General features: G+C 68.7%; 25 protein-coding genes and 1 pseudogene. 18 read left to right on the forward strand and 8 right to left on the reverse strand.

The window, feature by feature from the left end:
* The first annotated feature begins 120 nt into the window (after positions 1-120).
* The 6 genes from N415_RS20245 to N415_RS20270 all read left to right on the forward strand — a co-directional run bounded on the left by N415_RS20245 (position 121) and on the right by N415_RS20270 (position 5,996).
* Complete coding sequence (locus N415_RS20245) at positions 121-504, forward strand: DUF4267 domain-containing protein (protein ID WP_068185951.1); 384 nt, start codon at positions 121-123, stop codon at positions 502-504.
* 105 nt (positions 505-609) lie between these two features.
* Positions 610-1,551: an NADP-dependent oxidoreductase gene (locus N415_RS20250; protein WP_068185954.1), complete on the forward strand. Its 942-nt coding sequence runs from the start codon at positions 610-612 to the stop codon at positions 1,549-1,551.
* A gap of 74 nt (positions 1,552-1,625) precedes the next feature.
* On the forward strand, positions 1,626-2,402 hold the full coding sequence (locus tag N415_RS20255; RefSeq protein WP_068185956.1) for an SDR family NAD(P)-dependent oxidoreductase: 777 nt from the start codon (positions 1,626-1,628) through the stop codon (positions 2,400-2,402).
* Between the two features lie 53 nt (positions 2,403-2,455).
* Positions 2,456-2,971: a MarR family transcriptional regulator gene (locus tag N415_RS20260; protein WP_068185957.1), complete on the forward strand. Its 516-nt coding sequence runs from the start codon at positions 2,456-2,458 to the stop codon at positions 2,969-2,971.
* A 333-nt stretch (positions 2,972-3,304) separates the two neighbouring features.
* A complete protein-coding gene (locus N415_RS20265) occupies positions 3,305-3,679 on the forward strand; it encodes a DUF732 domain-containing protein (protein ID WP_068185960.1) in 375 nt (124 codons plus the stop codon).
* Between the two features lie 97 nt (positions 3,680-3,776).
* A complete protein-coding gene (locus tag N415_RS20270; RefSeq protein ID WP_068185963.1) occupies positions 3,777-5,996 on the forward strand; it encodes an acyltransferase family protein in 2,220 nt (739 codons plus the stop codon).
* A 14-nt stretch (positions 5,997-6,010) separates the two neighbouring features.
* Here the strand turns inward: N415_RS20270 and N415_RS20275 are convergent, their stop codons facing one another.
* A complete protein-coding gene (locus tag N415_RS20275) occupies positions 6,011-6,301 on the reverse strand; it encodes a hypothetical protein (RefSeq protein WP_152531492.1) in 291 nt (96 codons plus the stop codon).
* A 14-nt stretch (positions 6,302-6,315) separates the two neighbouring features.
* Positions 6,316-6,705, reverse strand: coding sequence for a heme-binding protein (locus N415_RS20280; RefSeq protein ID WP_068185965.1), 390 nt, complete (start codon positions 6,703-6,705; stop codon positions 6,316-6,318).
* Between the two features lie 132 nt (positions 6,706-6,837).
* On the opposite strand from N415_RS20280, the gene N415_RS20285 reads away from it, so the two are divergent.
* The 12 genes and pseudogenes from N415_RS20285 to N415_RS20335 all read left to right on the forward strand — a co-directional run bounded on the left by N415_RS20285 (position 6,838) and on the right by N415_RS20335 (position 16,921).
* Positions 6,838-7,275, forward strand: a complete 438-nt coding sequence (locus N415_RS20285) for a cupin domain-containing protein (protein ID WP_204366832.1) — start codon at positions 6,838-6,840, stop codon at positions 7,273-7,275.
* 102 nt (positions 7,276-7,377) lie between these two features.
* Positions 7,378-8,007 (forward strand): annotated as a pseudogene (gene phoU, locus N415_RS20290) (phosphate signaling complex protein PhoU); the annotation flags it as partial.
* Between the two features lie 6 nt (positions 8,008-8,013).
* Entirely contained in the window at positions 8,014-8,316 is a 303-nt protein-coding gene (locus N415_RS32870; protein ID WP_239645639.1) for a DUF3349 domain-containing protein, read from the forward strand.
* Positions 8,317-8,419: 103 nt separating this feature from the next.
* Positions 8,420-9,574, forward strand: a complete 1,155-nt coding sequence (locus N415_RS20295; RefSeq protein ID WP_068185968.1) for a cation:proton antiporter — start codon at positions 8,420-8,422, stop codon at positions 9,572-9,574.
* A 99-nt stretch (positions 9,575-9,673) separates the two neighbouring features.
* Positions 9,674-9,898, forward strand: coding sequence for a hypothetical protein (locus tag N415_RS20300; protein WP_068185970.1), 225 nt, complete (start codon positions 9,674-9,676; stop codon positions 9,896-9,898).
* A gap of 127 nt (positions 9,899-10,025) precedes the next feature.
* Positions 10,026-11,003, forward strand: a complete 978-nt coding sequence (locus N415_RS20305) for an NAD(P)H nitroreductase (RefSeq protein WP_068185973.1) — start codon at positions 10,026-10,028, stop codon at positions 11,001-11,003.
* An 8-nt stretch (positions 11,004-11,011) separates the two neighbouring features.
* Entirely contained in the window at positions 11,012-12,145 is a 1,134-nt protein-coding gene (locus N415_RS20310; protein WP_239645633.1) for a 4Fe-4S dicluster domain-containing protein, read from the forward strand.
* Between the two features lie 22 nt (positions 12,146-12,167).
* A complete protein-coding gene (locus N415_RS20315) occupies positions 12,168-12,983 on the forward strand; it encodes an FAD/NAD(P)-binding protein (protein ID WP_152531495.1) in 816 nt (271 codons plus the stop codon).
* Positions 12,984-13,742: an oxidoreductase gene (locus N415_RS20320; protein ID WP_068185980.1), complete on the forward strand. Its 759-nt coding sequence runs from the start codon at positions 12,984-12,986 to the stop codon at positions 13,740-13,742.
* Entirely contained in the window at positions 13,739-15,031 is a 1,293-nt protein-coding gene (locus N415_RS20325) for a Ni/Fe hydrogenase subunit alpha (protein ID WP_068185984.1), read from the forward strand. Before N415_RS20320 ends, N415_RS20325 begins: the two co-directional genes overlap by 4 nt.
* Positions 15,028-15,507, forward strand: coding sequence for a hydrogenase maturation protease (locus N415_RS20330; protein WP_068185990.1), 480 nt, complete (start codon positions 15,028-15,030; stop codon positions 15,505-15,507). The genes N415_RS20325 and N415_RS20330 overlap by 4 nt, the downstream gene beginning before the upstream one ends.
* A 4-nt stretch (positions 15,508-15,511) precedes the next feature.
* Positions 15,512-16,921 (forward strand): phosphatidylglycerol lysyltransferase domain-containing protein, encoded by a 1,410-nt coding sequence (locus N415_RS20335; RefSeq protein WP_239645635.1) that lies wholly within the window; start codon positions 15,512-15,514, stop codon positions 16,919-16,921.
* Between the two features lies 1 nt (position 16,922).
* Here the strand turns inward: N415_RS20335 and N415_RS20340 are convergent, their stop codons facing one another.
* From N415_RS20340 to pdhA, 6 genes are all read right to left on the reverse strand, one after another.
* Positions 16,923-17,357 (reverse strand): pyridoxamine 5'-phosphate oxidase family protein, encoded by a 435-nt coding sequence (locus N415_RS20340; RefSeq protein ID WP_068185993.1) that lies wholly within the window; start codon positions 17,355-17,357, stop codon positions 16,923-16,925.
* 61 nt (positions 17,358-17,418) lie between these two features.
* Complete coding sequence (locus tag N415_RS20345) at positions 17,419-18,396, reverse strand: NAD(P)H nitroreductase (RefSeq protein WP_068186120.1); 978 nt, start codon at positions 18,394-18,396, stop codon at positions 17,419-17,421.
* Between the two features lie 112 nt (positions 18,397-18,508).
* Entirely contained in the window at positions 18,509-18,763 is a 255-nt protein-coding gene (locus N415_RS20350) for a phosphopantetheine-binding protein (protein ID WP_068185994.1), read from the reverse strand.
* 15 nt (positions 18,764-18,778) lie between these two features.
* Positions 18,779-20,008, reverse strand: coding sequence for a dihydrolipoamide acetyltransferase family protein (locus N415_RS20355; RefSeq protein WP_068185997.1), 1,230 nt, complete (start codon positions 20,006-20,008; stop codon positions 18,779-18,781).
* Positions 20,005-20,994 carry an alpha-ketoacid dehydrogenase subunit beta gene (locus N415_RS20360; protein WP_068186002.1) on the reverse strand — a complete coding sequence of 330 codons (990 nt, stop codon included), beginning with the start codon at positions 20,992-20,994 and terminating at the stop codon, positions 20,005-20,007. Before N415_RS20360 ends, N415_RS20355 begins: the two co-directional genes overlap by 4 nt.
* Positions 20,991-21,929 carry a pyruvate dehydrogenase (acetyl-transferring) E1 component subunit alpha gene (gene pdhA / locus N415_RS20365; protein WP_068186125.1) on the reverse strand — a complete coding sequence of 313 codons (939 nt, stop codon included), beginning with the start codon at positions 21,927-21,929 and terminating at the stop codon, positions 20,991-20,993. The genes N415_RS20360 and pdhA overlap by 4 nt, the downstream gene beginning before the upstream one ends.
* Between the last annotated feature and the right edge of the window lie 63 nt (positions 21,930-21,992).

Consider the following 21,992-nt stretch of genomic DNA (forward strand, 5'->3'; position numbering starts at 1 on the left):
GCCCGGAATTCGCCGCCGACATGGCCGGCTTCGACGTCGAGAACATCGTCGACGTTCAGACGACATTGCTTGACCCGACATCGTTTTCACCAATTCACTGACGAAACCGGAGTACTCGACATGACCATCACCACAACCATCGGCTACGTCCTCGCCGGGCTCCTCGCCGCCGGCATCATCTTCATCGGCGCGCGCTTCCTCGTCGCGCCGCGCGTCGCCGCGGCCGGTTACGGTGTGCTGCCCGACCTGGACCAACCGGGCGTCGGCGCCTACCTGAGCGTCAAGGGCGTGCGTGACATCGCCTCGGGCCTGGTGGTCATCATCCTGATGATCGCCGGCGCGACCCACCTGGTCGGTTGGGCGATCTTGGCCGCCACCATAATTCCACTCGCCGACGCGGCGATCGTGCTGCGCAACGGCGGCTCCAAGTCGATCGCGTGGGGAGTCCACGGCGTCACGGCCGCCGTCATGCTCGTCACGACCGCGCTGCTGGTCGTCACCTGACTATGACGACGATCACATAACCTTCCGGAATTGCTTCGACATCGAAGCGAGTTGTAGGCAGCGTAACTGCTTCGAACTCGAAGCAACTAACCGAGGAGGGACACCATGAAGGCAGTGCGGTACCACGAGTACGGCGGTAGCGACGTTCTACGAGTCGAGGAGGCCCCGCGCCCGGTTCCGGGCCCACGGCAGGTGCTGGTGAAGGTCGCCGCCACCTCGTTCAATCCGGTGGACGCCGGCATCCGCGGCGGCTACCTGGCCGAGGTGTACAAGATCGACTTCCCGCACATTCCCGGCGTCGACGTGGCGGGGACCATTGCCCAACTCGGCGACGGCGTGACGGGCTGGAACATCGGCGACGCCGTGGTGGCGTTCCTCCCGCTGGACGCCGACGGCGCCGCCGCCGAATTCGCCCTCGTGCCGGCCGAATCGCTGGCCGCCGCCCCGACGTCGGTGCCGTTGGCCGATGCGGCGGCGCTGCCGGAACCCGCGCTGACCGCGTGGCAGGCGCTGTTCGAGATCGCCGGGCTGGCCGGCGGTCAGTCGGTTCTGATCAACGGCGCCTCCGGTGCGGTCGGCGGCTACGCCGTTCAGTTGGCCAAGCAGGCCGGAGCCGTCGTCACCGCGACCGCCAAGGCGCGCGACGCCGAGCGGCTGCGCGGCCTGGGCGCGGACCGCATCGTCGACTACATCGACTACACCCGCTCGCCGATCGACGTCGAGGGCGCACCGTTCGACGTGGTGCTCAACCTGGTCAGCACCACCGACGAGCAGACCGAAGCCCTCATCGGCGTGGTTGCCGACGGCGGATTCCACGTCGGCACAATGGTTTTCGGGCCGCAGAACCCCGGCCGCGGGGTGCGCACACAGCGGGTCTTCGTCCGCAGCGACGCCGCCCAGCTCGCCGGGCTGGTTCGTCGCGTCGACGACGGGCAACTGCGCATCGAGGTCGCCGATCGCCGTCCGCTCGAGCAGGCCGCGGCGGTGCACGAGGACTCCGACTCGGGCCGCCTGCACGGCAAGATCATCCTCGTCCCCACCGACTAGTAACGCGCCCACGCTGCCCAGGCCGCGCAATGCGGCCTGGGACAGGGGGATCCAGCCCGAGAAAGGAACACATCATGGGCAAGCTCGCACTCGTCACCGGGGCCACCTCGGGAATCGGGCGCGCATACGCCGAACGCCTCGCCGCCGACGGCTACGACCTGGTGATCGTCGGCAGGCGCGCGGATCGGTTGGCCGAGTTCGCCGACGCCCATCCCGAGGTGACTGTCCGAACCGTGGTCGCCGACCTTTCCGCCGGCGAAGACATCGAGCGGGTCGCCGAAATTTGCGCCGCGGAGCCGCTGACGATGCTGGTGAACAACGCCGGGGTCGCCCACTACATGCCGTTGGCCGAGCTGCCCGCGGGCAAGGCCGCGGAACTGGTGAACGTGAAAGTCCTCGCACCGACGATGCTCACCCGCGCCGCGGTCGGCGGGATGCTGCAGCGCGGCACCGGGGCGATCGTCAACATGGCCGGCATGATCGCCTTCAGCGGTCCCGCCCCGCACTCCCAGATGCCCCGCCGCGCCGTCTACGCGGGAACACTGGCCTACCTCGTCACGATGTCGCAGACCCTCGCCGCGGAGCTCGAGGGGACCGGCGTCGTCGTGCAGGTGGTGTGCCCCGGGGTGGTGGCGACGGAATTCCACGAACGCCAGAACATGGACCTCAGCGCGGTGCCGCGGATGAGCGCCGACGACGTCGTCACCGCCAGCCTGCACGGCCTGCAGTCGGGCGAGACGGTCTGCGCACCCGGCGTCGAGGACGCCGGCCTGCTCGACGCCGTCTTCCGGGCGGACCTCGCCGCCTTCGCCGGGCAAAGCCCCCAACTCGCCACGCGCTACCGAGGCTGAGCCCCACGAACAGAACTCGCGGCACTTCGACGTCGAAGCATTACGCTCCAGGCGTGGTCAAGGCCCTCAACCCCGTCCAGCTGCAGACCTACTTCACGCTGATGGAGGCGGTCAGCCTGCTCCAGTACGCGGTGCGGGAGCAGTTACAGGCCGACGGGGGCCTCAGCTACGTGCAGTTCGAGATCCTGGCCAAACTTGCCGACGCCGAGCGCCCCCTCACCATGACCGACCTGGCCGACGGGGTGGTGTACAGCCGCTCCGGCCTGACTCACCAGGCCGGACTGCTGGAAAAGGAAGGCCTGATCACCCGCGCCAGTTCGCCCGACGACCAGCGCGCCACGGTCGTCAGCATCACCGAGGCGGGCCGTGCCCGGGTCGCCGCCGTCTTGCCCGGCCACATCGAGGTGGTGCGCGACCTGCTCTTCGACTCGCTGTCCGACCGCGACGTGCGCACCCTGGGTGAAGTGATGAGCCGCGCCCGCGACCACATGCGTGCTCGGCCGCCGCGCTCCGCCGCCCCCCGCCGTCGACCCGGCCGCGCGAATGGTGGGCGGCCCGTCCGAGGTTGAGCCGTTTGGCCCTAGGCGGCCAAGGTGGGCAGGGGCTGAGCTATGGGTGGGCTATCGAGACTGGGAGAGATGCGCTGAAGGTCAAAAAACTCATCGCTGTGGCGGTCGCATCCGCCGGGCTAAGTTGGAGCGCCGTGGAACTGGGTGCAGGCGTGGCACTTTCAGAGCCGACGTCTCCGTCCCCGGCGCCGACGCGCCCGACACAACCTTCGAAGCCGCCCGGGCCTGACCTCCCGCCGGGGATTGTTGACGCCCCCTCTATCCCACTGGGTCCGCTGATCCCGGACTCATAAGCTTTTTCCTCGCCCGTACAGATAGGAGGCCGCGACCGGTATGAACGTCCGTTCGGTGAAGTGGTGGAAGGTCTGCGCGATGCTGCTGTCTGCCACCGCGCTGCTTCCCCCAGCACCGGCGTCAGCGGACCCGAGCGATGACGCCTTCATCGCGGCGCTGGACAACTACGGGATCGACACTGGCGGCCGCGACACCGTAATTGCGCACGGCCACGCGGTGTGCGCCGCACTCGACAAAGGCCAAGACTCGAGCATCCTGGCGCTCAAGGTGATGAACGACCCGAAGCTGAACATCTCGTCAAGGCGGGATGCCGGCTTCTTCGTGGGCGCCTCGGTGGCGGCCTACTGCCCGCAATACCGAGGCTCCGTCGATCCTTCGGTGATCTGGCTACTGCCGTTCCCCCCGATGATGTGAGGGAAAGGTCAGGACCGCTAGCAGGGGAAACGGTCTCACAGGGTTTCTCCGCGGCCATTTCCGTCCCAAGCCGGAGCGCCTCTGGGACCATAGGCCGGTGACCACGCGCCAGGCCGACACCGTTCGCCCCGCCGAACGGGTGCAGGCTGCGCGGCCGGCAGAGACCGGGTTCCGCGACGATATCGAGGGCTTGCGCGGCTTCACGCTGCTGGCCATCCTCGGGTTTCACATCTCCATGCCCGGTGTCAGCGGCGGCTTCGTCGGCCCCGACATCTTCTTCGAAATCTCGGGCTTCGTCATCACCGGGCAGCTCTGGCGCCAGGTGAGCACCACCGGCACCATCGGACTGCGGAAGTTCTATGGGGCCCGGGCCCGCCGGCTGCTGCCGGTATCGGCCACGGTGGGCGTCATCACCGCGATCGCCGCGGCCCTCTTGCTGCCCGTCGTGCAGGCCGAAGGCGCCCTGAAGGACGCCATCGCCTGCGCGTTGTACGTTCCGAACTTCTGGTTCATCGTCCAACAGGTCGACTATTTCGCCGGCGGCACGCCCTCGCCGTTCCAGCACTACTGGACGTTGGGCGTGGAGGAACAGTTCTACCTGTTGTGGCCGCCTTTGATCGTCGGCACGGCGTGGCTGATCCGCCGCCTGCGTCGGCGCACGAAGACCGACGCGCCCGTGTCGAAGAGGCCGTACCTGGCGCTCGTGACGGTGATCGCGACCGTGTCTTTCGCGCTGTCGCTGCTGATCACCTACGTGATGCCGCTCGCGGCGTACTTCTCGCTCTTCACCAGGGCCTGGCAGTTGGCGGTCGGCGCTTTGGTGGCCCTGACCGCCGAGTACTGGAGCCGCCTTCCGGCGCGAGCCGCAGTGATCACGGGATGGGTCGGGACGGCCATGGTCCTGTGGGCCTGCGTCCTTTTCACCCCGGACATTCCCTATCCCGGCAGCGCCGCGCTGCTGCCCGTCCTGGGCACCGCGCTGGTGCTCGGCGCCGGCTGTTCGACGCCGAACCGGGGCGCGGGGCGGGTCCTGGCCTGGTCACCGATGCGGGCGATCGGGCGGCTGTCCTACTCGTGGTACCTGTGGCACTGGCCGGTGCTGGTGTTCGCGCCGATCATCGTGGGCCATCCACTGGGCCTGGCAGGCAGGTTCGTGGCGGCGGTCGTCGTCTCCGGCGGGCTGGGCTGGCTCACCCTGCGTTTCATCGAGAACCCGTTGCGATACGCCGCGGTGCTGCGCAAGTCGCCCGCGAAAAGCCTGGCGGTCGGCGGGTTGGCCACGTCGGCGGCGGCGTGTGTGGGCGTGGCGTTGCTGATGTGGGTGTCTTCGCTGCCGATGCCGGTCGCGGTCGCGCGCGGCGCGCAGGCCACGCCGCTGACCATCACTGCCGGGCCCGTCCCGACGGGGACCAACCTCGAGGCCTACGACGCGGCGGTGCAGAACGTGTTCTCGCAGGTACAGGCCGCGGTCGCGGCATCGGCCGATGTGAAGGCCGTGCCGTCGAACCTGAAGCCGTCGATCGGCGATGCGGCGGGCGAAATCGGGGCCATGTTGTTCAACGGCTGCCTGCGCGCACCCCTGCAGGCCGGGCAGCCCGAGTGCGCGATGGGCGACACCAACTCCAAGACGACGGTGGCCATGGTCGGCGATTCGCATTCGTCGATGTGGATTCCGGCCTTCCAGCAGATCGGCACGCAGCGGCCCTGGCGACTCGAAGCCATGGCCAAGGCGGCCTGCCCGATGATGGACCTGCCCATCGCCAACCCACTGGTCAGTCCGCTGGTTGAGTACATCCAGCGCTGCGGGCAGTGGCGCGGTCAAATCATGGACCGGCTCCGCGCCGAGCACCCCGCGCTCGTCATGGTAAGCGTGTTCCGCGGGTACACCGCCACCCACAGCAACGGATTCCGCTCGGGCTTCACCTCGTACGACCCGGCCTGGAACGAGGGCCTCACCCGACTGGTGCGTCAACTGCGCGAGACCGGCGCCAAGGTGCTGGTGCTCGGGCCGCTTCCGCACCTGACCACCTCGGTGCCGGGCTGCCTGTCCGAGCACCTCGAGGACGCGACGGCGTGCTCGCCGCCCATGTCATACGCGTTCGACCGACCCGGCATGGCCGCCGAGGCCGCCGCCGTCAAAGCCGGCGGCGGGCAGTACGCGGACCTCTCCGAACTGTTCTGCACCGCGAAGCGCTGCCCGGTCGTCGTGGGCAACACCCTGGTCTACGTCGACGCCGGTCACCTGACGCTCGAATACTCCCGGCTGTTGGCACCGGCGATCGCGGCGCTCGCCGACCGCGCGCTCGCCGGGGGCTGACGCCCACACCGCTGCTAGGTGCAGCCGCTCACGTGGATTCGTCGGCCCACCCCGGCGCACACACTGACGTTCGGTGGCGGAAAGTCTTGTGGCAGAGGGGCATAGTCGCCCGGCGGCGGGGCGTAGGTGTTGACCGTGTCGGCGACGTTGGTGCACCCGCTCACCGAAACGCGCCGACCGACGCTCGCGCAGACGTCGGCGTTGGCCACGCCGGAGGGCTGCACGACGGCATAGATTTCCGGGATCGCCGTGAGGGCCAACACCGTGACCCCAACAGCGGTCCACGACCGCGCCCACAGATTCATCGCGATCTCCTTCGCTAGGGGGTGGCGCTGCTGTCGCCCAGCAGCGGAGTCCATTGGCAACGCTGCCGGGCGTCGGCCAGCGGCTGACGGATGTTCTCCAGGTCGGCCTGCTCTTGCGGGTTGGCGTTGAAGTAGTTCTGCACGTTGTCGCGGATCTGGTCCTTGGGCTGGTCCTGAAGGCCGGTGTAGAACCCGTTCACGTCCGGGTGCGTGTACAGGTAGGTCGACAGCGACGCGGCGACACCCGCTGCGACACCGGCGATGTCGGCGGCCGTGCAGTTGGCCGGCCGGGGCGGCGGATCGGCCGCGGCGGTCCCAGCTGTGGCCAACAGCGTGCCGGCGACCGCGCCGGCGCCGATCGCACCGACGATTAGCCGGCGCCGAATGGAGATTGGGCGAAACATAGCGGGCTCCTTCCTGCGCATAAGTCATCTTCTGCCAACCTCGTCGCTTCCGGAAGGGGCGCGAGCTGGCAAGACCGGCCTCGCGGGACCAGATTCCGTTAATGTCCTAAGGCGCCGACAGGAAGGGATGCAGTGAACCATTTGCGCGCGCGGACCGCCGGATTCGTGTCAGCGGCGTTGGCGACGGCCGTCCTGATCCCCGCGACGGCACACGCGACGCCGCCGATCGGGGTCAGCGCGGTGACCCTGTCGAAGCAAACCGTCGACGGCAAGGATTACATCGTCAGCGAAATCACGGTCGCACCAAAAGGAAGCACCGGCTGGCACACACACCAGGGCGAGATTTACGGCGTCATCAAGTCAGGCGTGCTGACCCACTACGGGTCGGACTGTCAGCAAGACGGCGTCTACGGCCCCGGGGCCGCCATCACCGATCCGACGGGGCCACAGCATGTTCACCTTGCCCGCAATCTGGGGACGACGCCACTGGTGCTCGACGTGACCTACATCGATCCGGCCGGCGCACCCACCTCCGACAGCGCACCCAACCCCGGCTGCGACTTCGAATGAGCACGTTCAGCGCGTCCTGACTGCGGCCGAGATTTGGCAACGGGTGCTGTCAGAAGTCAAAGTCGTTGTCGCGCAGCAGCCGCCGCCTTAGTGTGAGCGCACATGCGCACCGCATTCCATCGGCAATTGGAGGCTCTGACAGCCTCCGTCGCTGACATGTGCGCGCGGGCCGCTGGTGCGATGCAGCGCGCCACGCACGCGGTGCTGCACGCCGACGTGTCGCTTGCCGAATGTGTCCATAACGACCACGACAAGATCACACGGCACGGCAGCTCCGCCCAACGGAAGGCTTTGGCGCTGTTGGCGCTTCAGGCCCCGGTGGCAGGCGACCTTCGAATGGTCATCGGCGACCTCAAGAACATCGCCGATGCCGAGCGCATGGGTGCTTTGGCGTCGCACGTGGCGGACATCGCACGCCGTCGCTACCCCGCATGCGCATTGCCTGAAGAGGTGATCGGTCACTTCGCCGAAATGGGTCGCATCGCCACCGATCTCAGCAACGTCGCCGGACACGTCGTGCGATCCCGAGACCCGGTCGCCGCTGCGCGAATGCGGCACGACGACGACATGATGGACGAGCTGCACAGCCAGCTGTTCACCCTGATGATTGACCGGCCGTGGAACCATGGCGTGGCCGCCACCGTCGACGTCACCCTGCTCGGCCGATACTACGAACGCTTCGCCGATCACGCCGTCGAGATCGGGCGCCGAGTCATATTCCACGCCCGAGGAGAGCCGATGTCTGTTTCCGGTGCCATCGCACGGATTGTGCAATTTCTGCGCGCCGGCTACCCCGCGGGGATTCCGGCCACGGACACCTTCCCGTTGCTCGCGGTCCTGCGTCGGCGTTTGTCCGATCGGGAGGTCATGGAGATCGCGGCTGAGCTCGTCGAGCACGGCGACCTGCCCGTGGACGCTACGACTATCCGGGTCATGATCAGCAAAATTACGGACCAGATGCCCGCACCCGAGGAGGTCGAACGCGTCAAGCGACATCTCGAGATGTGTGGATGGCCGGTCAGCGACGAGTTTCCAGCCTAGAGCGGGAAAAGGCCGTCGCGGGACTCTCCGGGCGCCATCGCATGACGGCGCCGGATCGGGATGCAGAATGACTTGGTGCTGACCGCGCGGAAGGGCCGCTGACGTGCACGGGTTCGGCTTCCACACCCTGGCACTGCTGACCGCGATCGGTTTCGCCGGGCCGCTGCTGGCCTCCGTGCCGCACCTGCGCATTCCGGTGATCATCGGCGAGCTCGCCGCGGGGCTCATCGTCGGCAAGACCGGCTTCGGCATCATCGACGACACCAACCCGACCCTGCAATTGCTCGCCAACATCGGCTTCGCTCTGGTGATGTTCGTCGTGGGCACCCACGTCCCGATCCGCGACCCCCAGCTGCGCTCGGCGGCGCCGCGGGCGCTGCTGCGCGCGGTCGCGGTCGGCGCCGCCGCGGCGGTCCTCGGTGTGGCGCTGGGGGAGGCGTTCGGCACCGGGCACGCCGCGCTCTACGCGGTGCTGATGGCGTCCTCGTCGGCGGCGCTGGCGCTGCCGGTGATCGATTCGCTGGGGCTGCAGGGGCCCGACGTGTTGTCGGTGACGGTACAGATCGCCATCGCCGATGCCGCCGGTATTGTGTTGCTGCCCTTGGTAATTGACCTGCGCCGGGCGCCGGTCGCGGCGCTCGGCGCGCTTGCCATCGCGGCCTGCGCGGTGGTGGTGTTCATCGTCCTGCGCGCGGCCGACCGCAAGGGCTTGCGGCAGCGCCTGCACAAGTACTCCGAAAAGCGGCGCTTCGCACTGGAATTGCGCACCAACCTGGTCGTGTTGTTCGCCCTGGCGGCGTTGGCAACCAGCACCCACGTGTCGATCATGCTGGCGGGCTTCGCGTTGGGTCTGGTGATCGCGATGGTCGGCGAACCGCGGCGGCTGGCGCGCCAGCTGTTCGGTATCACCGAGGGGTTTTTCAGCCCGCTGTTCTTCGTCTGGCTGGGCGCCTCGCTACAGGTGCGCGAGTTGGGCGCGCACCCCAAGCTCATCCTGCTGGGGCTCGGCCTGGGTCTGGGTGCCGTGCTGGCGCATTGCGTGGGACGACTGCTCGGCCAGCCGCTGACGCTGGCGGTGCTGTCCGCCGCGCAGCTCGGCGTGCCGGTTGCCGCCGCCACCATCGGCACCGAGGAACACCTTCTCGTCCCGGGCGAAGCCTCGGCGTTGATGTTCGGCGCCCTGCTGACGGTCGCCGGCACATCGCTCGCCGGCGCGCTGGCGGCGCGCGGCCGGCCGGCCACACAACGCCCCGGCTAACGAAGGGACCGAAGCACTCCCAGCCGGGTCCATTCGGCCCTACGGACCGCACGCAGCGCAGTGGTCGGATGAAACCTTAGGCCGATCTAGGGGGCTGCCATGAGGGATCGTTTGTATCGGGTCTCCGATCGTCTGCACGAGGGTCGCACCGTCGCGGTGCCCGGTAACGAGATCGCACACGTGGTGTCGGTGTGGCTCGCCGAGCTGGGCGCGCACAGCCCGCTGGCGGACGATCTCGAACGGGCGGTCCGCGTCGGCGATTGGGCGGTGGCCCGCACGGTCGGCGACCAGCTGTCCGTCTACGTCGCCGTCATCGCGGCCTAGGACTTGTCATGTCGAGCCCCGCAATTGGCCCAAAGTCCTTTTGCCAAGTGCCGTCCTGCTCTCGCATCGCCCCACGTGATTACGCGATCGTGGATGTGACGAAGCTTTACCGAAGGGAACCACAGCGATGAACGCGCGCTTTCCGGATGCCGGCACAGTCCGGACTGTCCTGACCCTGGCGGGCCGCGCCCCCTCGGTGCACAACACACAACCGTGGCGGTGGCGGGTCGACGACACCAGCGTGCACCTGTACGCGGACGCCGAACGCCAGCTGCCCAACACCGACCCGGACGGCCGGGATCTGATCTTGAGCTGCGGCACCGCGCTGCATCACTGCGTCGTCGCCTTCGCCGCCGTCGGTTGGCTGTCCAAGGTGACCCGGCTGCCGAATCCGGACGACCCCAATCACCTTGCCGCGATCGAGTTGTCGCCATACCCGGCCGACGCCGTCGACATTGCGCTCGCCGCGGCGATACCGCGGCGCCGAACCGACCGTCGCCACTACAGCTCCTGGCCGGTGCCGATCGGCGACGTCGCGCTGATGGCCGCCCGGGCCGCCCGAAACGGCGTGACGCTGTGCCAGGTCGAAGACCTCGACAAGCTGAACGAGATCGTCGCCGAATCCGTTGCGGAGCACTTCAATCGCGACTACCTCGCCGAGCTGACGGCGTGGAGCGGACGCTACGCGTCGGTGGCGGGTGTTCCCGCGCACAGCACGCCGGCCTCGGACCCCGCGGCGAAGATACCCGGGCGGTTCTTCGCCGGCCCAACGCTGCCGCAGGCGCCCGAATCGTCCTCCGAGGAGGACAACGCCGTGGTGCTCGCGCTGGGCACGCGGGCCGACGACCGGCTGGCGCGGCTGCGGGCCGGCGAGGCCACCAGCGTCGTGCTCCTGACCGCGACGTCGATGGGATTGGCCAGTTGCCCGGTCACCGAACCACTGGAGATCGCCGACACCCGCGAGCTGGTTCGCTCGGACATCTTCGGTGGCGGCAACTACCCGCAGATGCTGCTTCGGGTCGGCTGGGCGCCCATCAACGCCGACCCGCTGCCCGCGACGCCGCGGCGCGAGTTGACCGATTTTGTCGAGTGGGTCAACGAGTAAGTGTGCCCGTGAGCGGAGACGGCGAACACCATCAGGTCGTGTCGTTCGACGCGACGGGGCTGCACCGGCTGGTCGAGGTGCTGATCGAGCGGGGCTACCGCGTAGTCGGTCCGACGTTGCGGGACAACGCGATCGTGCTGGCGGAGCTGCAGTCCGCGGACGAGCTGCCGCGCGGCTGGGGTGTCGACGTCTCTCCCGGGCACTACCGGGTGCGCCGCCGCGACGACGACGCCGCCTTCGGACACTCGGCCGGGCCGCAGTCGTTCAAACAATTCCTGCATCCCCCGCGGCAGCGACTGTGGGCCGGCACCCGGGACGGGACGAGCGAGCCAGAACCTTTGGGCCCTGACGGGCCAGCGCCACGCTACGCGTTCCTCGGCGTGCGCGGGTGCGACCTGGCCGCGATCTCGACCCTCGACGGGGTGCTTGGCCGCTCCGAGTATCCGGACAGCTCTTTCGTCGGCCGGCGGCGACGGGCCTTCATCGTCGCGGTGAACTGCACGGAGCCGGGCGGGCTGTGCTTCTGCGCATCGATGGGCACCGGCCCTGCGGCCGGGCCGGGCTACGACTTGGCCCTGACGGAACGCCTTGACGGAGACGCGCCGTCGTACCTCGTCGACGTCGGCAGCGACGAAGGCGCCGACGTCCTCGCGGCGGTGGCGCACCGGGCCGCGAGCGACGACGAAATCGCTTCCGCGCGTGCCGATGTCGAGGAAGCAGCCCACCACATGGGCCGCCGGATGCCGGACACGGACCTGCGGGAGCTGCTGATCGCCTCGCGGGAATCACCGCAGTGGGACGAGGTGGCCAGCCGCTGCCTGACGTGTGGCAACTGCACGATGGTGTGCCCGACCTGCTTTTGCACCACCACCGAGGACGTCAGCGACCTCACCGGCGAGCACGCCGAGCGTTGGCGGCACTGGGCGTCGTGCTTCGAGTTCGACTTCACCTACGTCCACGGCGGCGGCAGCGTGCGCCAGTCCGGGGCCTCGCGCTACCGGCATTGGCTGACCCACAAGCTGAGCACCTGGCACGACCAGTTCGGCACCTCGGGCTGCGTCGGCTGCGGTCGGTGCATCGCCTGGTGCCCCACCGGCATCGACATCACCGCGGAGATGAACAAGATGGCGGGCGATGACTGAGCGGGGTGAGCCCGCATCGGCGATGGCGCCGGTGCCGTACCGGGTGCGCAGCCGCATCGTGGAGAGCCCCGATTCGGCGACGCTGTGCCTCGAGCCCGTCGACGAGTCGCTGCGGACGCCGCTGCCGGGGGAGTTCATGATGCTCTACGCGTTCGGCGTGGGCGAGGCCGCGATCTCGATCAGCGGCGACCCCACCGTGACCGACGGCTCGATCACCCACACCATCCGCGCGGTGGGGGCGGTGAGCCGGGCCCTGCACAACGCCGAACCCGGCAGCGTCATCGGCGTCCGCGGTCCCTTCGGCACCACCTGGGGGCTACAGGAAGCCGTCGGGCGCGACCTGGTCCTGGTCGCCGGCGGCGTGGGCCTATGCCCGCTGCGTCCGGCGGTGCTGGGCGCGCTGGCCGGACGATCGAGCTACGGCAAGGTGACGCTCATCGTCGGCGCGCGCTCGCGGGCGGACTTCGTGTTCGCCGAACAACTCGAAAAGTGGGCCGACGACCCGCAGATCGAACTGCACGTCACGGTCGACGTCCCGGTCCAGGGCTGGCGGGGCGAGGTCGGCCTGGTCACCGAGCCGCTGCACCGGCTCACGCTCGACCCCGATAACACCACCGCCTTCCTGTGCGGGCCGGAGCCCATGCTGCGGTTCGGCGCCGAGGCGCTGCTGGCGAAAGGCGTTGCCGCCCACAATATTCGGGTGTCGCTGGAACGCAACATGCAATGCGGAATCGGGTGGTGCGGTCACTGCCAGCTGGGTCCGCTGCTGTTGTGCCGCGACGGCCCGGTCGTCGGCTACGACGTCGCCGGCCCGCTGCTTTCCGTGAAGGAGCTTTAGATGAGCCCGACCACACTGGCCGTGTGGAAGTTCGCGTCCTGCGACGGTTGCCAGCTCACCCTGCTGGACTGCGAGGACGAGCTGCTCACCCTGGCCGACCAGGTGCAGATCGCGACGTTCGCCGAGGCGTCCAGCGCGATGGTCGGCGGACCGTACGACGTGTCGCTGGTCGAAGGCTCGATCACCACCCACCACGACGAGCAGCGCATCCGCGAGATCCGCGAGCAGTCAAAGGTTCTCGTCACCATCGGTGCGTGCGCGACGGCCGGGGGAGTGCAGGCGCTGCGCAACTTCGCCGACGTCGCCGAGTTCGCCTCCGTCGTCTACGCCAAACCGGAGTACGTCGACACGCTGGCGACCTCCACGCCGGCGTCGGCGCACGTCAAGGTCGACTATCAGCTGCCCGGCTGCCCGATCGACCGCGGCCAGCTGCTCGACACCCTCGCGGCCCTGCTGATCGGGCGCAAACCCCAGATCCCGGCCAAGACGGTGTGCACCGAGTGCAAGCTCCGCGGCGTCACGTGTGTCGTTGTCTCGGAAGGGATTCCGTGCCTCGGCCCGGTCACCCACGCTGGCTGCGGGGCGCTATGCCCCCGGCACCATCGCGGCTGCTTCGGCTGTTTCGGGCCGTCGGCGGCGCCGCGAACCGCGACGCTGATCCCGCTGCTGCGCCGTGATGGCATGTCCGACGGTGCCGTCGACCGGGTGTTCTCGACGTTCAACGTGACCACCTTCTCCGCCGAACGGAGCAACCAGTGAACCCGTCCACCCGCACGCTGAGCGTGGGCACGCTGACGCGCGTCGAGGGCGAAGGCGCGCTGCGTGTCGCGTTGAAGGACGGACAACTGGAAAGCGTCGAGCTGAACATCTATGAGCCGCCCCGGTTTTTCGAGGCGTTCCTGCGCGGACGCGCCCACACCGAGCCGCCCGACCTGACGGCACGGGTATGCGGCATCTGCCCGGTCGCCTATCAGGTCAGTGCGTGCAACGCGATCGAGGACGCCTGCGGCGTCGAGGTGGACCAGGAGCTCGTCGAGCTGCGCCGCTTGCTCTACTGCGGTGAGTGGATCCACAGCCACATCCTGCACATCTACCTGCTGCACGCGCCGGATTTCCTCGGCTACCCCGACATCATCGGGATGGCGCGCGACCACGCGCGCGACGTCGAGCGCGGGCTCTCGCTGAAGAAGGCGGGCAACCAGCTGATGGAGTTCGTCGGGGGTCGTGCGATCCACCCGGTCAACGTGCGGCTGGGCGGATTCTATTCGGTGCCAACGCGATCGGACTTCGCGCCGCTCGAAGAGCAGTTGCGCCGGGCCCTGGACGACGCGCTCGCGACCGTCGAATGGGTGTCGCGCTTCGAGTTCCCCGACCTCGAGCTGGACCACGAGTTCCTGGCGCTCACGGCGCCCGGCCGATACCCGATCGAGAACGGCGCCATCGCGCGCAGCGCCGGCCCGCCGTTTGCCGTCGCCGAGTTCACCGAGCACGTCGTCGAGTCCCAGGTGCCCCACTCCACCGCCCTGCACGCGACGCTCGACGGCGGCCGCCACCTGACCGGACCCCTGGCGCGGTTCTCGCTGAACTCCTCGGCGCTCTCACCCGTCGCGGCGCAGGCCGCCGCGCAAGCCGGCCTGGCGACCGAATGCCGAAACCCGTTCCGCAGCATCATCGTCCGCGCCGTCGAGGTGGTCTACGCGATCGAGGAGGCTTTGCGGATCATCGACGAATACCAGCGCCCGGCGCGCCCGTTCGTCGAGGTCCCAGCGCGCGCAGGCGTCGGCCACGGCGTCAGCGAGGCGCCCCGGGGCCTGCTGTACCACGGCTACCGCATCGGCGAGGACGGGCTGGTTTCGGCGGCGACCATCGTCCCGCCCACCTCCCAGAACCAGGCGGCCATCGAAGCCGACCTGGCCAACCTGGTTTCCGGGAACCTCGCCCTCGACGACGCCACGCTGACCGCGCTGTGCGAGCAGCTGATTCGCAGCTACGACCCGTGCATCTCGTGTTCCGCGCACTTCCTGACTCTGACGGTGCAACAGGGATGACGTCGGCGTCGGGCGGGACCGTCGTGATCGGCCTGGGCAACCGCTACCGCGGCGACGACGGCGTCGGCGTTGCCGTGGCCACGGAGCTGGACCGGTTGGCGCTGCCCGCGGTTCGCGTGGTGACCGACATCGCCGAACCGACGAGCCTGCTCGAGGCGTGGTCGGGCGCCACGCTCGCCGTGGTGATCGACGCGGCGGTCGGGACGCCGCCGGCGCCGGGCCGCGTGCGGCGGTGCGGCCTGAGCGACGTGGCGGCTAGTGACGGATTGAGTTCGCACAGCATCGATATCGTTCGCACGCACGCGCTGGGCGAGGCGCTCGGGCGAGTGCCCGACGAACTGGTGCTGCTGACGGTGGAAGTCGCCGACACCGGTCACGGGACCGGTTTGAGCCCCCGGGTCGCGCGCGCGGTGCCGGAAGTCGTCGGCATGGCGGTGGCCGAGCTCGCGGCGCGCTTAAGGGAGCAAGGGCCATAGTCCCGTGTCCGAGCAGCCGTTGATCGCCGGCGCCGTCGAGCCGCGGGGCCGCGAACGGGTGCTGCTCCGGGGCGATATCGCGGCGGCCCGCCTCGGCAGCGTGATCATCCTGGCCTTTGCCCTGGGCTGGTTCTTGCTGCTGGCCGTGCGCGAACACCTCGGTTTCGAGCGTGTCGCCCCCGGGCGGTTCGGGTGGTCGGTGGCGTTGCTCGCCGCGGCGGCCTTCATTGCACGCGGCATCTTCCTTGGCCGGCCGGTCACCGCCCGGCACGCGCTGATCGCCGCCGCCGCGCTGGGCGCTGGCGTGTTTGCGCACATCCTCTCGTACGGCGTGCTCGGGAACTTCCTCATCGCCGGCAGTGGGCTCGCGCTCGTCTTGCCGACGACGGCCAAACCGCAACCGGAGCTGCTGGATCAGGTGTGGCCGCTCGTGGACGCCACTCGCGAGGATCCGTTGTCGCCCTTCGCCATGCACTCGTCAAAGAGCTACCATTTCAACGCGGACCGGTCCGCGGCGATCGCTTACCGCACCCGGCTCGGGTTCGCCGTCGTCAGTGGGGACCCGATCGGCGACGCCACCCAATTCAACGGGCTGGTAACGGATTTCGTCCGGATGTGCCGAAGCCGCGGTTGGCAGATCATCGTGCTGGCCGCCGGGGAGCGGCACGTCGGCCTGTGGCGCAACGAGGTCGTCGGGCAGCCGATGATCACGGTGCCGATCGGCCGCGACGTCGTCGTCGACGTCCCGCGCTTCACGTTGGCGGGGCGGCGTTTTCGCAACCTGCGCCAGGCGGTGCAGCGGACCCGCAACAGCGGGGTCACCACGCAGATCGTCGACGAGCAAGGGCTCGACCAAGCGCTCTCCGCCGAGCTGACCGAGGTGCTGTATGCCGCGCACCGCGCAGCGCGGACCGAACGCGGCTTCTGCATGAACCTGGATGGGGCCCTGCAGGGCTGTTATCCCGGCATCAAGCTGGCCATCGCGCGCGATCGGTCGGGCCGAGTGGTGGCGTTTCACCGCTACACCACGGCCGACGCGGGACTGGAAGTCAGCCTCGACGCACCGTTCCGCCGCCCCGACGCCCCGAACGGTGTCGACGAGCGCCTCAGCGTGGATATGATCGATGAAGCGAAAATCAGTGGAGCGCTCCGGCTTTCGCTGGCGTTCGCCGCCTTCCCGGAGATCTTCGACGCCGTGAACCCGACGCCGCTGCAACGGGCCGCGTATCGGTTGATCCACCTGCTCGACCCGTTGATCCGGCTGGAGTCCCTGTACCGCTACCTCAACAAGTTCCATTGCCTGGCCGAGCGACGGTACGTGGTCTTGTGCGCCCATCACATCCCGGCCGCGCTGCTGGTGTTGCTGTCGCTCGAGTTCCTGCCCCGCCCGCGCCGCAAAAGACTGGTGAGATGACTCAGGTGCGGTCGCGGCTGCCCAGCAGCGGCGGCCCGAACCGGAACCGGCGGCCGGTGACCATGTCGGGAAGCACCCGCACGTAGTGGGTCTTCTCGGAGGTCAGCCACGGCAACAGCTGTGCGCGTTCGGCTTCCTGGATCTGCTCGTCGGTGCGCAGCGAGCGGGCCCGGCCCTTGACGATCACGCTCCAGCCCTCCGCGACGTTGTGCTCGTCGACCTCGAACAGCACGCGGTTGTTGATCGCGGTGCTGACCAGCTTGGTGCCCTCCGCCGTGCGAAACAGGATCGACTTGTGCTGGACCACGAAGTTGACCGGGAAGATCTCGGGCAGGCCGTCGACGCTGGTGACCAGTCGTCCCAGGGCCACGCCGGACATCAGCTCCCAGCATTCGTGCTCCGGCAGGATCGTCACGCCGTCATCGGTTATGGACATCAGCCACCCTTCTTCAATAGGTCAAAGTCATTCAACCGCTTGGCCGTTCGGGCAAGCGTAGCTAGCGAATCCGCAGCACGTCCTCCGATGCACGCCTGGGGGTCGGGGCGGGCGCCGCTTCCATCGGCGGCGCGATGCCGGCGCGGATCAGCACCTGTGGCTGGCCGTCGTGTTCCAGCAGACCGCGCACGACGTCACGGCTTTCGTCCAGCTCGATCAGATGGGTCAGCGTGCAGGTCGCCAGGAACGCCATCGTGCATTCCAGCAGCACGGTCGACAACACTTCGCCGCACCGCAGCACGTCCGCCCTGGTGTCCTCGGGGGTGGACAGCACCAAGATCTTCGACCAGTCCACCGCGACCTCGGGGCGGCGATCTTGTTTCGTCCGGGCCGGGAATTCCCGCGCCACGTCCACGCGGCCAATTTCCTTGCCGGACAACAGCGCGCCCGGCGGCACACCCTCGTTTATCGCGAAAGGCGAAGTCCACCACTCGAGTTCGGCGTGATACGACGCGTCGTCGCGGCGCAGCGCCTCGGTGAGCTGTGACGCCTTGACCAGCTCGGGGCGCTGGTCGTCGCGGAGCACGTCGAGTGTCACCAGGCTCTCGTCGAACGTGCTGCGCAGCACGGGCTCGAAGAGGTCCCAGTAGGTGGGCTGTCCCATCGGGAGCCGGTCGGTTCGGCGGTGCAGGATCGCGTTGGCGCGGTCGCGCTGCGCGCGCGTGACGTACTCGACGGGGTGGAATTCGACAGTCGCCAAATGGTCCGGGTCGTTCGGATTGGGAAAGCGGTCGACCTCCGCGCCCCATCCCGAGGCGAGCATGGTGACCCGGAGGTGATCGAGCGCGGCGCCGCAGCTGAGGATCGCCTCCCGGCCGGAAGGGTCCGTGCCCGGCACCGTTCGGTCGCGGTCGACGAACAGCCGCAAAGCCCCGTCCTCGGCGACCCACCGCCACGGCTGGCTGTTGTGTACCGACGGAGCCCGGCACGCAAGCTGCACCGCTTGCCTGAGAGTCTGCGTGTCCACCGTCGTCTTCATGGCCGTCAATTCCTTGCCGAGGTTTCGATTCACCATCGACGGTAGGCCGGAACCCGGCTGGTGGCCAGGGTCGTTGTACCCGGTCGCCGGGGCCGATCAGGTGCCGAAAGGCCTACGCAGAAGAGTTCTTTTCGACGTAGCCCACCACGTCGGCCAGTGTCCGAAGCGACCCGTAGTCCGATTCGGGGATGTCGACGTGCAGCCGCCGGTGGATGCCGCGAAGGAAGCTGAGCCAGTCCATCGAATCGAGGTCGACCTGGTCGCGCAGCAGCACGTCGTCGCTGATGTCATCCGGCTCGACTTCGGGGGCGATGCTTGTCAGCACGGAAAGCACAGCCGTCCGGGTGTCTTCGTTCATCGTCGTCATGTGCACTCACTTCCCTCACTTTTCGAGGAGGTCGGGCTGCTGGAGCAGCTCGTTGATCGCGCTGAGGAACAACGCTCCCCGGTGGCCGTCGCTCGCGCGATGGTCGGCGGCGAGCGTCGCCTGCACGGTGCTCATCACCCGGATTCCGCCGTCGATGACGCAGACCCGCTGGGCCGGCTGCCCGAAGCCGACGATCGCCACCTGCGGTGGGTAGATGACGCCGAAGACCGTGTCGACGCCCTTGTCGCCGAGGTTGGTGACGGTGATTGTCGGGTCGGACATTTCCGAGCTTCGGAGGGAGAACGAGCGCGCCCGCGCGACGAGGTCGGTGAGGTCGTCCATCAATTCGTCGAGCTTCTTCTCCGGGACGTCGTGGATGGCCGGCGCGACGAGACCGCCGCCGCGCAGCGAGATCCCGACGCCGACGTGGACCCCGTTCGCGGGCTCGAACCCGTCGTCGCGCCAAAATCCGTTGAACTCGCCGAAGCGTTGCGCGGCGACGCCGACCGCCTTTAGCAGCAGCACGGCCGGCAGCACCCGCTCGTCGATGGAGCGTTGCGCGTTTCGGGTGGTCAGCCAGGTCAGCGACTTCTCCAGCACGATCTCGTCGGCAAGGTAGTAGTGCGGGATCTCGTGCTTCGACCGGCTCATCGCGGCGGCGATTGACGTGCGCATCGCGGCCGCGCGGTCGGCCGGTGTGGCCTTGGCGGCTTTTTCCTCTTTTGGCTTCTGCGGCTGCTGGGCGGCGGCGTGCCGAATGTGGGCGGCGGCGTGCTCGACGTCGCTGATGATGACGGCGCCCTGCGGGCCGGTCCCGCTCAGCGCGTCGATGTCGACGTGCAGGCTCATCGCGAGGCGGCGGGCCGCCGGCGACACCCACCGGCGATGCTGCGGGGCGCCGGCGGGAGTGGCCCCGAGGGGCGCCTTGGCGCGTTCCGCCGCCGGTTTGTCACCGTTGGCTGCGGGGCGCTGTTTGGCGGCGGGCCGGGCCCGCTTTTCCGCCCGTTCGCCCGGGGCGAGCAGCGTCGCCAAAGTGGTTCCCACTTGGACCGTTTCACCGACGGGGACGAGCAGTTCGCCGACCGTGCCCTCTTGCCAGCATTCGATTTCCACGGCGGCCTTGGTGGTTTCGACGACCGCCACGATCTGGCCGCGCGTCACCTTGTCCCCGGGCTTGACCAGCCACTCGTTGAGCGTGCCCTCGTCCATGTCGGCGCCCAGGGCGGGCATCTTGAACTCGATCATTGCGGCGGCTCACCGAACAGGCCCTGGACGGCGGCGACGATCTGCGCGGTTTGCGGCAGCGCCGCCTGCTCCAGGTGCTTGGCGTACGGCATCGGGACCTCGGCGCTGCACACCCGGGCGATGGGGGCGTCGAGGTCGTAGAACGCGCCCTCCACCACCCGCGCGGTGATCTCGGCGGCCAGACTGCCGCTGCGCCAGGCCTCGTCGATGACGACCAGCCGATGCGTCTTGCGCACCGATTCCAAGATGGTGTCCTCGTCAAGTGGCCGCAACACCCGCAGATCAATTACCTCGCAATCGATTCCGGCCAACGACAACTCGTTTGCGGCGTCGAGCGCCTTCCACAGCGAGCCGCCGTAGGCCACCACGGTGACATCGTTGCCGGCGCGGCGAACGGCCGCTCCGGAGATGTCGGTGGGTCCGAGGGTCTCGATGTCCGACGAGGTGTTGTAGAGCTGGACGTGTTCGAAGATCACCACCGGGTCCGGGTCGGCCAGCGCCGGTCCCAGCATGCCGTAGGCATCCTCGATGGTGGCCGGGGCCACCACCTTGATGCCGGGGATGTGGGCGTACCAGGGTTCCAGGCTGTGCGAGTGTTGCGCCGCGAGCTGGCGTCCGGCGCCCGTGGCCATGCGCACGACGATCGGGACCGAGAACTGCCCGCCCGACATGTGGCGAAGGGCCGCAGCGGTGTTGACGATCTGATCGAGCGCCAACAGGCTGAAGTTCACCGTCATGACTTCGACGATGGGGCGTAATCCGTTGAGGGCGGCCCCGATTCCGATCCCGACGAAGCCCAGCTCCGACAGCGGCGTGTCGCGCACCCGCTCGGGTCCGAATTCGTCCAGCAGGCCCTTGGACGCCGCGTAGGTTCCGCCGTAGCGGCCGACGTCCTCACCCATCAGCACCACGCGCGGGTCCTCGCGCAGGGCGTCGCGGATCGCGTCGTGAACGGCGGCCCGGTAGGTCGTCTTGGTCGTCTTCATCGCGCCTCCTCCGGAGTCGGTGTGAGCACGTCGCGTTCGAGATCCGCCACGTCCTCCCACGTGCCCGCCTCGGCGAAGGCCACCGCGGCTTCGATCTCGGCGACGGCCGAATCCTCGATCTCCCGAACGTCTTCGGCGGACAGCGTGCCGTCGTCCAGGCACCGGTCGGTGAACGACCGGATCGGGTCGCGGTCACGCCACCGTTCGACCTCGCCCTTGTCGCGGTACAGCTCGGGGTCGAACATCGAATGGGCCCGGAATCGATAGGTGCGGAATTCGATGAAGAACGGTCCGCCGGTGTCGCGGACATGATCGACGCCCTGCTGTGCGGCGACGTGGCAGGCCTCGACATCCATCCCGTCGACGGCCATGGTCGGCACGCGGTAGGACGCCGCCTTGACGGTGAGGTCGATCTGCGACTGTGCCCGCTCCAACGCGGTGCCCATCGCGTAAAGGTTGTTCTCGCAACAGAACAACACCGGCAGGTGCCACAGCGCCGCCATGTTCAACGACTCGTGAAACGCGCCCTCGGCCACCGCGCCGTCACCGAAGTAGCAGGCCGTCACCCGCTTCTGCTGCAGCATGGAGTCGGCCAGCGCGATGCCCACCGCCAGCGGCAGGCCGCCGGCGACGATCGCGTTGCCGCCGTAAAACCGCTTCGACGCGTCGAACAGGTGCATCGACCCGCCGCGGCCGCGGGAGCAGCCCTCCTGCTTGCCGAACATCTCGGCCATGATCGAGGTCATCGGGATGCCGCGAAGCAGCGCGTGCGCGTGCTCGCGGTACGTCGCGACCACCGCGTCGTCGTCGGCCAGCGCGCGCAGGGACCCGGCGGCGACGGCCTCCTCGCCGACGTAGAGATGCAGGAACCCGCGAATCTTGGCCGCGCTGTACAGTTCCGCGCACTTTTCCTCCATGCGGCGCACCCGAACCATGTCCGACAAGAGTTCATGGGCCAACTTCACGGTGCTGGTCTGGCGCCGCTCCTCCTCACCGCT

The organism is Mycobacterium sp. UM_CSW (assembly GCF_000455205.1).
Lineage (GTDB): Bacteria > Actinomycetota > Actinomycetes > Mycobacteriales > Mycobacteriaceae > Mycobacterium.

Coding starts and splice junctions, on each gene's coding strand:
- N415_RS20255 (WP_068185956.1), top strand. CDS start 1,626: ATGGGCAAGCTCGCACTCGTCACCGGGGCCACCTCGGGAATCGGGCGC.
- N415_RS20275 (WP_152531492.1), bottom strand. CDS start 6,301: ATGAATCTGTGGGCGCGGTCGTGGACCGCTGTTGGGGTCACGGTGTTG.
- N415_RS20315 (WP_152531495.1), top strand. CDS start 12,168: ATGGCGCCGGTGCCGTACCGGGTGCGCAGCCGCATCGTGGAGAGCCCC.
- N415_RS20280 (WP_068185965.1), bottom strand. CDS start 6,705: ATGTTTCGCCCAATCTCCATTCGGCGCCGGCTAATCGTCGGTGCGATC.
- N415_RS20360 (WP_068186002.1), bottom strand. CDS start 20,994: ATGAAGACGACCAAGACGACCTACCGGGCCGCCGTTCACGACGCGATC.
- pdhA (WP_068186125.1), bottom strand. CDS start 21,929: ATGGTTCGGGTGCGCCGCATGGAGGAAAAGTGCGCGGAACTGTACAGC.
- N415_RS32870 (WP_239645639.1), top strand. CDS start 8,014: ATGTCTGTTTCCGGTGCCATCGCACGGATTGTGCAATTTCTGCGCGCC.
- N415_RS20265 (WP_068185960.1), top strand. CDS start 3,305: ATGAACGTCCGTTCGGTGAAGTGGTGGAAGGTCTGCGCGATGCTGCTG.
- N415_RS20345 (WP_068186120.1), bottom strand. CDS start 18,396: ATGAAGACGACGGTGGACACGCAGACTCTCAGGCAAGCGGTGCAGCTT.
- N415_RS20305 (WP_068185973.1), top strand. CDS start 10,026: ATGAACGCGCGCTTTCCGGATGCCGGCACAGTCCGGACTGTCCTGACC.
- N415_RS20300 (WP_068185970.1), top strand. CDS start 9,674: ATGAGGGATCGTTTGTATCGGGTCTCCGATCGTCTGCACGAGGGTCGC.
- N415_RS20350 (WP_068185994.1), bottom strand. CDS start 18,763: ATGACGACGATGAACGAAGACACCCGGACGGCTGTGCTTTCCGTGCTG.
- N415_RS20320 (WP_068185980.1), top strand. CDS start 12,984: ATGAGCCCGACCACACTGGCCGTGTGGAAGTTCGCGTCCTGCGACGGT.
- N415_RS20250 (WP_068185954.1), top strand. CDS start 610: ATGAAGGCAGTGCGGTACCACGAGTACGGCGGTAGCGACGTTCTACGA.
- N415_RS20330 (WP_068185990.1), top strand. CDS start 15,028: ATGACGTCGGCGTCGGGCGGGACCGTCGTGATCGGCCTGGGCAACCGC.
- N415_RS20340 (WP_068185993.1), bottom strand. CDS start 17,357: ATGTCCATAACCGATGACGGCGTGACGATCCTGCCGGAGCACGAATGC.
- N415_RS20245 (WP_068185951.1), top strand. CDS start 121: ATGACCATCACCACAACCATCGGCTACGTCCTCGCCGGGCTCCTCGCC.
- N415_RS20355 (WP_068185997.1), bottom strand. CDS start 20,008: ATGATCGAGTTCAAGATGCCCGCCCTGGGCGCCGACATGGACGAGGGC.